The sequence below is a fragment of the Vibrio sp. OPT46 genome (assembly GCF_015163535.1).
Lineage (GTDB): Bacteria > Pseudomonadota > Gammaproteobacteria > Enterobacterales > Vibrionaceae > Vibrio > Vibrio alginolyticus.
In genome coordinates this window covers 1-11,282 of the sequence record NZ_JADDYG010000291.1, presented here as the reverse complement: position 1 = coordinate 11,282, position 11,282 = coordinate 1, and the positions used below count along the sequence as shown (strand labels likewise).

16 protein-coding genes and 1 pseudogene are annotated in these 11,282 nt (G+C 40.2%); 2 read left to right on the top strand and 15 right to left on the bottom strand.

Annotation, left to right across the window (positions count from 1 at the left end):
• Positions 1-504, top strand: a pseudogene (locus IQR33_RS32970) (IS30 family transposase); the annotation flags it as partial.
• Positions 505-537: 33 nt separating this feature from the next.
• On the opposite strand, the gene IQR33_RS12895 reads toward IQR33_RS32970, so the two are convergent.
• The 12 genes from IQR33_RS12895 to IQR33_RS12820 form a co-directional block, all read right to left on the bottom strand.
• Positions 538-852 carry a superinfection immunity protein gene (locus IQR33_RS12895; protein WP_219624482.1) on the bottom strand — a complete coding sequence of 105 codons (315 nt, stop codon included), beginning with the start codon at positions 850-852 and terminating at the stop codon, positions 538-540.
• 215 nt (positions 853-1,067) lie between these two features.
• Positions 1,068-1,568 carry a GNAT family N-acetyltransferase gene (locus IQR33_RS12890; RefSeq protein ID WP_140184057.1) on the bottom strand — a complete coding sequence of 167 codons (501 nt, stop codon included), beginning with the start codon at positions 1,566-1,568 and terminating at the stop codon, positions 1,068-1,070.
• 115 nt (positions 1,569-1,683) lie between these two features.
• The gene (locus IQR33_RS12885) at positions 1,684-2,205 is read right to left on the bottom strand and encodes a GNAT family N-acetyltransferase (protein WP_025580676.1); all 522 of its coding nucleotides are present in this window, start codon (positions 2,203-2,205) and stop codon (positions 1,684-1,686) included.
• Positions 2,206-2,378: 173 nt separating this feature from the next.
• Complete coding sequence (locus tag IQR33_RS12875) at positions 2,379-2,780, bottom strand: HIT family protein (protein WP_180818106.1); 402 nt, start codon at positions 2,778-2,780, stop codon at positions 2,379-2,381.
• A 152-nt stretch (positions 2,781-2,932) separates the two neighbouring features.
• Positions 2,933-3,391, bottom strand: a complete 459-nt coding sequence (locus IQR33_RS12870) for a hypothetical protein (protein WP_140184044.1) — start codon at positions 3,389-3,391, stop codon at positions 2,933-2,935.
• A 151-nt stretch (positions 3,392-3,542) separates the two neighbouring features.
• A complete protein-coding gene (gene fos, locus IQR33_RS12865; protein WP_031818817.1) occupies positions 3,543-3,941 on the bottom strand; it encodes a FosG/FosC2-related fosfomycin resistance glutathione transferase in 399 nt (132 codons plus the stop codon).
• A 136-nt stretch (positions 3,942-4,077) separates the two neighbouring features.
• Positions 4,078-4,599 carry a GrpB family protein gene (locus IQR33_RS12860; protein WP_193838141.1) on the bottom strand — a complete coding sequence of 174 codons (522 nt, stop codon included), beginning with the start codon at positions 4,597-4,599 and terminating at the stop codon, positions 4,078-4,080.
• A gap of 688 nt (positions 4,600-5,287) precedes the next feature.
• Positions 5,288-5,569, bottom strand: a complete 282-nt coding sequence (locus tag IQR33_RS12850) for a hypothetical protein (protein ID WP_025769047.1) — start codon at positions 5,567-5,569, stop codon at positions 5,288-5,290.
• An 8-nt stretch (positions 5,570-5,577) separates the two neighbouring features.
• Complete coding sequence (locus IQR33_RS12845; protein WP_025769048.1) at positions 5,578-5,826, bottom strand: hypothetical protein; 249 nt, start codon at positions 5,824-5,826, stop codon at positions 5,578-5,580.
• 157 nt (positions 5,827-5,983) lie between these two features.
• Positions 5,984-6,523, bottom strand: coding sequence for a hypothetical protein (locus IQR33_RS12835; RefSeq protein WP_193838143.1), 540 nt, complete (start codon positions 6,521-6,523; stop codon positions 5,984-5,986).
• A 134-nt stretch (positions 6,524-6,657) separates the two neighbouring features.
• Positions 6,658-7,317, bottom strand: a complete 660-nt coding sequence (locus tag IQR33_RS12825; RefSeq protein WP_107234474.1) for a hypothetical protein — start codon at positions 7,315-7,317, stop codon at positions 6,658-6,660.
• 133 nt (positions 7,318-7,450) lie between these two features.
• The gene (locus tag IQR33_RS12820; RefSeq protein ID WP_193838144.1) at positions 7,451-7,963 is read right to left on the bottom strand and encodes a hypothetical protein; all 513 of its coding nucleotides are present in this window, start codon (positions 7,961-7,963) and stop codon (positions 7,451-7,453) included.
• Between the two features lie 260 nt (positions 7,964-8,223).
• Here IQR33_RS12820 and IQR33_RS12815 point away from each other — a divergent pair, with 260 nt between their 5' ends.
• The gene (locus IQR33_RS12815; RefSeq protein ID WP_130355305.1) at positions 8,224-8,442 is read left to right on the top strand and encodes a hypothetical protein; all 219 of its coding nucleotides are present in this window, start codon (positions 8,224-8,226) and stop codon (positions 8,440-8,442) included.
• Positions 8,443-8,592: 150 nt separating this feature from the next.
• Here the strand turns inward: IQR33_RS12815 and IQR33_RS12810 are convergent, their stop codons facing one another.
• From IQR33_RS12810 to IQR33_RS12795, 3 genes are all read right to left on the bottom strand, one after another.
• On the bottom strand, positions 8,593-9,348 hold the full coding sequence (locus IQR33_RS12810; protein ID WP_193838145.1) for a hypothetical protein: 756 nt from the start codon (positions 9,346-9,348) through the stop codon (positions 8,593-8,595).
• 148 nt (positions 9,349-9,496) lie between these two features.
• The gene (locus IQR33_RS12805; RefSeq protein WP_193838146.1) at positions 9,497-10,012 is read right to left on the bottom strand and encodes a GNAT family N-acetyltransferase; all 516 of its coding nucleotides are present in this window, start codon (positions 10,010-10,012) and stop codon (positions 9,497-9,499) included.
• Positions 10,013-10,151: 139 nt separating this feature from the next.
• Positions 10,152-10,607: a hypothetical protein gene (locus IQR33_RS12795; protein ID WP_104973941.1), complete on the bottom strand. Its 456-nt coding sequence runs from the start codon at positions 10,605-10,607 to the stop codon at positions 10,152-10,154.
• Positions 10,608-11,282: the final 675 nt, after the last annotated feature.

The following is an 11,282-nucleotide window of genomic DNA, read 5'->3' as shown; positions in this document are numbered from 1 at the left end:
GGGAGAATTGCCGCTAAAAGGCACATAACAGAACGACCAAAACAAGCTGAGTTACGCCTAGAACCTGGACATTGGGAAATAGATACCGTGATCGGTCGTGGAATTAAGCACTGCATTGTCACTCTCGTTGACAGAATGACTGGCTACACCTATATCGGACAGCTAGATGACCGAACAACTGCATCACTCAACGCGAGAATGACAGAGATCGTTACGCGTTCAAACTTACCATTTAGAACTATCACTGCTGATAATGGTACAGAATTCAATCAATATCAGGAGATAGAAAACAAGCATAAATGCTTGTTTTACTTCGCAACGCCCTACCACTCTTGGGAACGAGGAACCAATGAGAATACAAATGGACTCATACGCCAATATTTACCCAAGAAAACCCCAATGGCTCATGTGACACAAAGACTGTGAAGCCAACTGAATAACAGACCACGCCAAAGGCTTGGTTACAAGACACCAACGGAGTATATTTATGAGCAGCTACTCTAAGTGTCGCACTTCAAACTTGATACTAAGTGGTACTTATAGTTGCATTAACTCTTTCTTTTTGGCATTGAATTCGCTTTCAGAGATAACACCTCTCTCTTTCAAAGAATGAAGTTTATCAATTTCATCTGCAATATTAGTAATACTCGCAGCTTTCTTTTCTGGGACAATGAAACACCAAATCAAAGCGATTAGCCAACCAACTCCCCACAATAAACCACCCAGAATATTTATTAAAACAATAGGAACCTTATAAGGATGATTTTTCTTTAACGCGATAATTGAAGGAAGAAATGCAAGTGGAATCAATACAATGAGTATAAGCAGTTGCCAAATGCTGACGCCTGACATAGCGAAGACCTCGTAATTAAAATGAAACTAACGGCATAATACCATGAGATAACCCGAACTCTACATTTCTTAATTGTTAGTATGCTCACATATCACATAACGCCGCGTTAAGTGGTGAACAACGCGACCACCGAACCTAAACCATTGTGCCGTAAACACTAAATTTGATTCAAACCAAAACTGCCAAGCGTTGTGAATCCGTCTTAAACGCTTTGTTATATGCGTGCTTGAGTAGAGAGAGTAACCAAGTCATCACTGTCGTACAAACGTTCTGTGGATTCTTGCATACCAAGCTTGCGTAGTAGTTTTTCTGATGCCAGATTTTCTATTACCGCTACACCATAAACTTCAGACACCAAACCCGATTCTAAGGTAAAATTTAAGACTGCCTTTGAAGCTTCAAAAGCGTACCCTTTACCTTGATATTGAGATAGTAATGCATACCTGATATCTGAAAAACTCGAGTCAGGAACTAACTCAACGCCAGCATAACCGATTTTTTGAGATGGCTTACTCTTTAACGCAACAATGAAAGTACCATAGCCTTTCGACCAGTGAGCCACTTTGCTTGGTACGTAATTCTGAATGTACTCCGAGCTAAAAGGCTTTCCACCCGGTAAATATCTTGTTGTTTCAGCGCAAGTGAGAAGTTTTGTATAAATATCAGAATCTTCTGAGGTTACAGGGCTAAGTATTAGTCTTTCAGTCTCGATCATCGAATTATCCATTTCCTCTAGAGCATATAACGCCGCATTAAGGTGTGAGCAGCGCTTGGCTATACTTGAGCGAAGCGAAACTGCCAAGCGTTGCGAATCACTCTTAAATGCTTTGTTAGTTGCGTTCTGACCACTCCGACCGTAACACCCCATATTTGACAGAGTCATAGTATTCACCCTTGTAGTAGCGAACCTTTCTAAGTCTTGCTTCTTGTTGAAAACCCAGTTTTAAAGCCAAAGACATCATTCGAGGATTACCCGACCAAGTAGTTAAACCAACCCTCTCGATTTCTTTAGTTTCGAACAAGTACGATACCCATAAAGGTAGAGCAAGCGCAGCAATTCCCTTACCCCAATACTGTGCATCATAAATAACTACACCAGCTTCAAGCCAACGCGTTTCTTCACATTCCCAGTAGCAACTAACCGTTCCAACAGGAATGTCGTCAACAGTGATTAATTGTAAGTCTGAGCCTGTTAGTAAACGCTGAAATGATGAACTTTCAAACTGTTCTAATGTTGGGTGAGAATATGGAAAGTAAGGGCCATTGAACTTCATCCATTCATCATTTGAAATAACCAAAGAATGGAGAGGTTCCAGTTCGTCTTCCTTGGCTGGTCTAATATCTACTTTCATATCTTCCTCAATACTTCCAGATTCTTTGTAGCAAACTAACGCCTTGTTAAGGTGTGAGGCACGCAATACCGATGCTTCCGCATAACACCTTAACCACCAAAACCAACGCATAGTAAAAATGCCACGCGTGCCGAATCACTCTTGAACAATTTGTTAGCATACTTTTTCAATGCTCATAGATCTTTAAGTGATTCTCTTAGTTTATCCATAGTTTGAATTCCAAGTTCACTACTAACCCAACCGTACTGGTCTCCATGAAACCTAGGGAAAATATGCAAATGGTAGTGATCGAGCTCGTTGAAATGAGGTGCCTCTCCATTGTTTTGCATAAAGCCGATACCATCGGGATTGAACTTAGCTTCTATACGTTTATATAAATCTCTTGCAACGTCGATGATCTCAAAAAACACAGACTCAGGCAGGTCAATGAATGTACGGTATTGAGTCTTAGGACAAATTAAAATATGCCCAAAGTTGATTGGATCATGGTCTGCAAAAGCTATAACTTGATCAGATTCGTACACGATGACCGAGTCAATTTCACGATTAACAATTTGTTCGACTATCGTAGCCATCTGAACTCCTATCAAAGTATGCTAACGCCGCATTAAGTGGTGAGCAACGCAGACCACTGAACTTAAAGTATTGTGCCGTAAACATTGAAATTGAAGCAAACCAAAAGTGCCAAGCGTTGGGAATCCATCTTAAATGCTTTGTTAGGCCTGTTTCACCCTACACTTTTTTCCAGCATTGTTACAAAAGCAAAGAATGCTTTGTCCATAATTTTATCAGCCAGTTTCCCCGAACCATCTTTCGCGATGTCAGTAAGTGTATCCTTTAAGGTTCTTTGTGAATCAGGGTTTATCGGGTCTGGAACTTGGTTTATTGCAGTCATCGCTGCCATTGTGATTTCAGTAGCACCAAAGTTGAATACACTTCCACGAGGCCCTTCAGTTCTAATAAAGCCTTCCTTTTGCAACCAGATTACCAAGTCACTACACACTTTCCACTCTTTAGGGAAAGATTGAGGTTCAAATGAGTCGAATACAGAGTCTTCATCAAACTCGATTCCCGTAATTGCAGAACAGTGAAGATAGGTTTTACTTGGCCAGTTTTCCAATAATTCACCTAGAATTTTCGTAGTATAAATCGCACCTAATTCTGGGTTACGCATTTTACTTTCCATATTAACTCCATTGTTACCACAAAAGGCCTAACGCCCAATTAAGGTGTGAAGCACGCAACCACGACACTTAATTTGACCACCGTAAACACTGAACCAAATCCAAACTAAAAATGCCAAGCGTGCTGAATCACTCTTAAATTGTTTGTTATGTTTAAAGCCAAACGAGCCCACTATATGGTTTCGTTCTTAGAGATTCTAACCGGCTTTTCAGCGAACCTGAATGTATCTCTAGTTTGTGGCCATCAGGGTCTAAGATATAAAGTGACTGCCCTTCACTCTTATTCTCTTTCCAAACTTCTGCACCCAATGAAACTATGCGCTTCGCAAACGCTTCAAATTCTTTTGGTTCGATATCAAAAGCTACGTGGGTATAGTCTGTTTTAGGGCATGGTTCATCGTGGGAAAGGCAAAACCAGAGTTCGCCTATTGATAAATAAGCTCCGTTGTCCCACTTAGCATGAGCTGTGAATCCCAACGTCTCCCGATAGAACTGAAGAGAGCGATCTAAGTCACTAACTGCAATGGTTATATGATTGAGCCCTAAAATCACCGTTTTCTCCCGTAAACATAACGCCGCGTTAAGGGGCGCAGGCACGCAATACAAAAGTGACCGCATAACACCTTAACCACTAAACACAACGCAAATTGAAAATGCCACGCGTGCCAAGTCCCTCTTGAACGCTTTGTTAGGCAAATTTCCAGTTGAGAGCTTTAGCCTCATGCTCTTTAATGAAGCTGTCTTTATGGCGGCAATATACATCTATGTCATTGTTGCAGATTGCTGCTCCAGTTTTCTTTAACACACCATACTCATCGGCCACTTCAGGAAAAGCGATAAGATACTCTTTAAAAGCAATGTGTCTTTGCGCTTCATGTGAACCTGTTAGAAAGGCGTGGACTTGATGAGTTCGTTGAACCCCACCTTTTTGAAAGTAGCGCCTACCCGGGATACCAAACTCACCTTTAGCAAGATAACCTAGCGATTCCATCAAGCAAATTTGCTCATCCAGCTCACTGAGACATTTAACTTCAAGTAGAATATCTATAATTGGTTTCGCACATAGACCTTCAACTGAAGTGCTACCGATATGGTGAACTCCCACCACATTTTCTTGACTTAACGCATTACAGATTAGCGCTTTCTCTCGGTTAAAATCATCAGCCCACGACGACTGAAAATCTACGACTTCAATTATTCTTAAACTCACGCCTATCTCCATTTGCCTAACGCCCAGTTAAGGGGTGAAGCACGCAATGACCAAGCACCCGCATTGCACTTCAACACCAAAACCACCGTATACCAAAAATGCCACGCGTGCTGAATCCCACTTGAACTGTTTGTTAGCACGCTGCCCTTAAAGCCTTTGGTACACGCCAAGATATTGAAATATAGCACGAAACTCATGACTTAAAACACTGAAACCAAACAGACAGCTGCCAAACTGAAAACTAACTTTAAGCGCAAGTTGGCAAGAAGAAAAACATGCAAAACTGCCCGATTTTAACAGTATTAAAATTTGCAAAGGATTCGATCATCGGACTTCAACAACCACGACAAATAGCCAAATTTAAGGCAATAAATCAACCGTATCAAAGAAACCGCGCCAGTGAAATAGCCCGAAAGTTAGAAACCGTAAACGGTGAAACCCAAGCGAAAACTATACATCTAGTGCCACCGGAGCGAACGTGAGAGGCACATTTGATCAGGTGTAAATCTGGGAAAGAAACCAATAAACATCAAAACTTTTGACCTTTGATTCCAACCCAGTGCTAACGCCCTGTTAAGGTGTGAGCAACGCAATACCAATGCTGCCGCATACCACCTTAACCACTTAAACCAACGCATAGCGAAAATGCCACGCGTTGCGAATCACTCTTAAACAGTTTGTTATGCCATTATTCCTCAACCGCCTCTAAATGATGGAACTCATCATAAAGCTTCCCACTCTCCATGAAAGCAGACTTACTTAACTGTTTAAATTGTTCTAGAGTGAGAGAGTTTTTGGGGCTTGCTCCATCAACCAACTTTACATGTATCTGCGCCTTTTCTTCATCAACACTAACATTTAAATTCTCGTCATCAAGAATGGAAACCAGCGCTTGAGCAGAGCAATTTAGTGCCATTTCAAAATACTCTTGATCAACTTCATCACTTTTGAATACTGACAAAATAAACATAAAACCACCTACTCGTTTCTAGACACCATTCTCAAACGCATGCTGCTTAATTCTTCGATTAAGATTTCAAGCTGCTCGATGGAAGTTGCCACAGGATGACCAGTAATGGAATCGCGAAGGATGTCATGAGAGTCAATGAAGAATAACTCACTTTTAATCACTTCACGATAAGAGCTATCATCCAATGCAGACATAGATGAGATATCCATAGCTCTAATTTTTTCTTCTAATTCAACATAATGAACATCATTTTTCATATTATTTACACTCTCATCGTTGATTGTTGTTCGAATTGCATAACGCCCTGTTAAGGGGTGAGCAACGCAATACAACAGCCACCGCAGACCACCTTAAACACTAAAGGCAACGCATGGTAAAAATGCCACGCGTTGCGAATCACTCTTAAACAGTTTGTTATACCTGTTCTATTAGCTTCACGGTGCCCAAACCATCAATGACTACACGCCATTGCTTATTTTGGCAATCAAAGTAGAAACCTTTTAAGCCTGCAAATTTCTCGAAGCTACCAACACTATGAATTGAGTCACAGCGAATAAATACAGCGTCACTCGCTTCTGTTTCAGTAAGCAGCGCTTCAACAGACTTTACGAACAAGACTTCTTCAGGTAATGAAATAATCCGATAATTTCGCGACAGTAACTTGTGAAGCTTTACGAAGTGTCCCTTTATACGAGACCATTCTTCGATAGACTCCCTTACACGCTTGTGTGCTTCCGGAATAACAAAACCCACCAAGCCTAGAACTGAAAGAACTTGTATTACTGTAACTGGGTAATCAGCACCCCGACCAATGTTGCTTTCTCGAATTGAAAGCTCAATTGGTAGAGCAGATTTGCTAAGTAACTCTCTAATTGAGGCTTCAGCGCCATCAGTTTGCTCATGCCAATCAAGACCATAAGCAGGATCTTTGTAAGTACCTAGTACAATGTCCATTTTTCCCTCTAAAGGTATAACGCCCTGTTAAGGTGTGAGCAACGCAATACCGATGCCGCCGTATACCACCTTAAACACTAAATTCAACGCATAGTAAAAATGCCATGCGTTGCGAATCACTCTTAAACAGTTTGTTAGGATTTATGCCAAGGCACGCTCCAAAATAGCTTTGCTTGGGCATTGGATACCATTTCTAGTTCTATTAACCTCTTTCTTATGCGCTTTAGTGTTCGGTATGTTCTAAAATCAGAGCCCACGACAGCAGCAGTTAAGGTCATAGCTAGCATAATAAAGATACCAGCAACAGCATCAGCACTATTTTCTGAAAAGAAAGACGGAGCCCCAAGAATAACTGCGAACAGAAAGAGAAACATTGCTGCACAAAAAGAGTAAAGTATTTGCACTTTATCAATAAAATCAGTTTCGATATGTATTTTACCTTGAATAGGTTTCATAAAACGTTGAATTCGCTTTAGCTCCCTATTATCAGCTAAACCACGCATATAGACATCAATCAACATCTCGCTTTTTTCTGGAGGAACCCTTATTCCAGAGGCTAAACGGAAAACTTCATTTTCTTTTAACCTTAGAAGATACTCACTCGTTTTAGTTTTCTCTGGAATACACTCACTTAGCGACGCTAATCTATTAAAATATCGCTTTATTACAACTTCCTCATAGAAGCTAATTAAAGCGGTGACCATTTTGATGGTTGCGCCTAGCAATGATAGCGTAAGGCAAAAACCAAATACCATCGGGTTATTTTGAACGATTTCTGGAACAGCAAAGTCCATTTTAACTCCTAAATCCTAACGCCCGCTTAAGTGGTGAGCAACGCTACCGCGACACTCAATTTTTACACCGTAAACACAAAACCCAAACCAAACCAAAACCGCCGAGCGTTGCGAATCCGCCTTAAAGCGTTTGTTATGCCTTATAGTTGCGTAGTACGCTTACTAGCTTTTCTGAGTTTTTAACTTTATATCGTTTACCAAGAACATCCATAAAGAAGAATGACTTGGCTTCTTTATAATCATGTGCAGAGCTATATAGAAGTTCAAAGTCATGATGTTCAATTACAGCTTCATAAACGTCGCCATCATTCAACTTTATACCAATATCTTGAGCCAACCCCTGTGGAAATGAAACTGCCATTCCATTTTCGTCTATTACAGGTTGTGGCGTCACTAGTGACTGCCATATGTGCTCTTTTCGGGAAACACTAAAGCCAAAATGTGTAATAGTTATTGGGCGTTTTCCTTGATTCACTAATACGATCTGCATTTGAGGTGGAGGGTTATCGAGACTAGCACTGTGATTGTAAGTCAATTTTGCAACAGTTTTTAGTCGACTATTGTCTTTCACAATACCGTAGACGCTTACCAAGAAACTAAGCCCAGCAACAATCAAAGCCAACATCGAAATAGTATCTGAACTCATTTATTCTCCTGAGGCATAACGCCGCGTTAAGTGGTGAGCAACGCTGTCACCAAGCCTAACCCATTGTGCCGTAAACACTAAAGCTGATTCAAACCAAAACTGCCAAGCGTTGTGAATCCGTCTTGAACGCTTTGTTATGGGGCGACTCACAACTTACATACACAACATGTGCAACCTGTGAGTTATGTGAAACATTACACATAAAAATAACAGTATTAGAGTTACGTTTATCGAGCAATTTAACGTTTACGGAGAAAATAATGCCATATTTCATTATTAACAAAAACCCGCAACAAAATGGTGACCATGAAGTGCACGAAAAAGACGCAGGCTGTCAGCACTTCCCAAATACTGAAAATCAAATTGACTTAGGTTTTCATCTATCTTGTCAGAGTGCTGTAGCAGACGCCAAAACTCGCTGGCCGAATAATAGAATTAATGGCTGTTACTACTGTTGCCGACCATGCCATACTAGCTAAGACAAGTATACAATGGGGCTACGATAGCCCCATAACGCCGCATTAAGGGGTGAACAACGCCACCACCCAAACTAAACCATTGTGCCGTAAACACTAAAGCTAGTTCAAACCAAAACTGCCTAGCGTTGTGAATCCCTCTTAAATGCTTTGTTAGCAATTTTGCTTATATGAATTAATAATTTCTTTAGGTACCCTCGTATATTTCACAACTTCGTCTAACAACTCTGGATATAAGAAAAATGACGAATTCTCAGCCATAAAGTTTGATTTAATCAAAACTGTTTTTCTGTTGGAATTTGAATAGTAAAGGTTATTCCAAATCAATTCTTTTCTCGCAGGATTAGAGCTCAGTTTAAGAAGCTTTTCGATACGACCACCGGGTATATAAGTGTTCTCGTGCGTTAAGTTTACAATGTCTTTTAGGGGTAGTATTTTACTGTCGACACATTGCGTTTCTGGCGAGTTCTTATAACAATACAAGCCTGAATTACAGTATCGTCGAAGTTCCCAAACTGCCCTATCCAGTATTGTTAGTTCGGCTTGTTCTGCATGCCATGAAACTTCTAAATATCGAAATCTGGCCCCATTTTCCAAGCGTTTAATAAAATCTAAAGTCTGCTCTGATAAATTAATATCTACTTTATTTTTAAGCAACTCCAGAGCTTTTAAAACCTCATGACCAACATCATCAAATTGTTTCTTTTTTATATGAACTCTTTCTGTGCGAGTTAAAATTAGTATGCATTTAGCATATTTTTCCAGAGCATGTAACGATGACCAAAGAAATTGAGGATACAATTCAGCTCTATATGCCATACGTGCATGTATATAATCGCGATCCGCATTGTCTCTAAAAGACCTTTGCGCAAATGAATTTATCTTTCTCATCAAATCATTACTTTCCACACCGCCTCCTCTGAAAATTGCTAACGCCCAGTTAAGGGGTGAAGCACGCAACACTGACGTTACCGTATCACGTCTTAATCACCAAACCTAACGCATGGCAAAAATGCCACGCGTGCTGAATCCCTCTTGAACTGTTTGTTATGTGAATTTATGCCTCTGATATATAAACACTTACTTCACGATCTTTACCTTGCATTCGGTTTGTCTGATCGCCAACGTATTTTACACCAAGCTTTTCAATGACTGATTTTGAACGCTCATTTCCAACTAAATGCATTACTTTTAACCTCGTTAATCCATAATGCTTTTTTGAAAATGAAATCAAACTCTTAGATGCTTCTGTAGCATAGCCTCTGCCCCAGTAAGGAACGCCCAACCAATAGCCCAGAATACCTAAACCATTTTCCAGTTTTGGAAAACTAATTGCGCCAATAAGCTCTGCACCATCTTTTAGCACAATGGCATAGACAACACCTTTACCACTTAAAAACAACTCAGCATGAGTACGAATCCAATTTTCAGCATCACTGACATTATATGGATAAGGAATATTTGCCGTCATTTCTGAAATTTGCTTTTCACCAGCCAACTCTGAAACACGCTTCGCGTCAGACAGCGAAAATGGCCGTAATATTAATCTTTCACTTTCAATTACTTGCTGCATAATTTCCCTATTCACATAACGCCCTGTTAAGGTGTGAGCAACGCAATACAGAAGCCACTGCAAACCACCTTAACCACTAAATCCAACGCATAGTAAAAATGCCACGCGTTGCGAATCACTCTTAAACAGTTTGTTAAGTTTATTTATGCACTACCTCGAGTTCCTTCAGTTTACTTTCTAGCTCTTCAATTTTCTTATCGTAATCTGGACCATCTTTGTTATCACTGACACAAACTAAAGCTTGTAAGAGGAAATATAGAGAGAACATGACGCTAATGTCTGTAAATATGTCCATTCGACTACTTAGAATGTAACCAACTAGTAGACATATAATTGCTTTCAAAACATTCGCCAAAGCCAAATAGATCAAGCCAATCAAAGCAAATGTAATCATGGATGGCTCACCATTTTGTAGCGCTTTACATCTTAGCAGTTGCGCATTGATGTTATGAATTTTCATCTTTCTATCGAGAAAAGTCATCTTTTCAAAAACTACAGTTCCAACTCGCTTCAAGCACCATAAGACAATTGCAAATAGAGCTGAGCCCAATGCTCCTTGTACGATTGCAGGTAGTTCAAGAATTTGATCCCACACAACTGATACCCTCCTGATTAACTTTAAATAAAACTTAACGCCCAATTAAGTAGTGAGCAACGCAATACAAAAGCCACCGCATTGCGCCTTAAACACAAAACGCACTGCAAACCAAAACTGCCACGCGTTGCGAATCTGCTTAAATTGTTTGTTATGCGATTTGTACGCAAAAGCTAAATTGGCTAACGAAAACATTACCTTAAACACGAAAAACTACAAACGCGCAGATGACTTTTTGTGATTCAAGAACCAACGGACTCAACATTTCGTAACAAGGCCACCACAAGCGCGGAACGCGACATTAAAGCGAAGAATAAGCTTTTGCTTGCGAGAAACTTAACGAGCTAGGACTTCAGCAAGCACCGGCTTTTCTTAAACTTGCCCTTTCCACACTTTGCACCCGAGATACTTTCCGCGACCAAATGCGATTTTTAATGAGGCAACTTCACGAACTTTTGCATGTTTTATGGTTTGAGTGATTCAAGAATTTGAGTCGAAAATGCTGATTTGCCGAAACCCAAAAACGAATTGCCAAAGAGAACGAAATTGAAGATATATTAAAATTTAGCCTTGTCGCATAACGCCTTGTTAAGGTGTGAGGCACGCAATACCTAAGCTTCCGCATACCATCTTAACCACTAGAACTAACGCATAGTAAAAATGCTACGCGTGCCG

Excerpts from the sequence above, each read along its gene's own strand:
- IQR33_RS12835 (WP_193838143.1), bottom strand. The coding sequence starts at position 6,523 with ATGGACATTGTACTAGGTACTTACAAAGATCCTGCTTATGGTCTTGAT.
- IQR33_RS12885 (WP_025580676.1), bottom strand. The coding sequence starts at position 2,205 with ATGAAAGTAGATATTAGACCAGCCAAGGAAGACGAACTGGAACCTCTC.
- IQR33_RS12890 (WP_140184057.1), bottom strand. The coding sequence starts at position 1,568 with ATGATCGAGACTGAAAGACTAATACTTAGCCCTGTAACCTCAGAAGAT.
- IQR33_RS12850 (WP_025769047.1), bottom strand. The coding sequence starts at position 5,569 with ATGTTTATTTTGTCAGTATTCAAAAGTGATGAAGTTGATCAAGAGTAT.
- IQR33_RS12870 (WP_140184044.1), bottom strand. The coding sequence starts at position 3,391 with ATGGAAAGTAAAATGCGTAACCCAGAATTAGGTGCGATTTATACTACG.
- IQR33_RS12805 (WP_193838146.1), bottom strand. The coding sequence starts at position 10,012 with ATGCAGCAAGTAATTGAAAGTGAAAGATTAATATTACGGCCATTTTCG.
- IQR33_RS12845 (WP_025769048.1), bottom strand. The coding sequence starts at position 5,826 with ATGAAAAATGATGTTCATTATGTTGAATTAGAAGAAAAAATTAGAGCT.
- IQR33_RS12895 (WP_219624482.1), bottom strand. The coding sequence starts at position 852 with ATGTCAGGCGTCAGCATTTGGCAACTGCTTATACTCATTGTATTGATT.
- IQR33_RS12825 (WP_107234474.1), bottom strand. The coding sequence starts at position 7,317 with ATGGACTTTGCTGTTCCAGAAATCGTTCAAAATAACCCGATGGTATTT.
- IQR33_RS12815 (WP_130355305.1), top strand. The coding sequence starts at position 8,224 with ATGCCATATTTCATTATTAACAAAAACCCGCAACAAAATGGTGACCAT.
- IQR33_RS12820 (WP_193838144.1), bottom strand. The coding sequence starts at position 7,963 with ATGAGTTCAGATACTATTTCGATGTTGGCTTTGATTGTTGCTGGGCTT.
- IQR33_RS12875 (WP_180818106.1), bottom strand. The coding sequence starts at position 2,780 with ATGGCTACGATAGTCGAACAAATTGTTAATCGTGAAATTGACTCGGTC.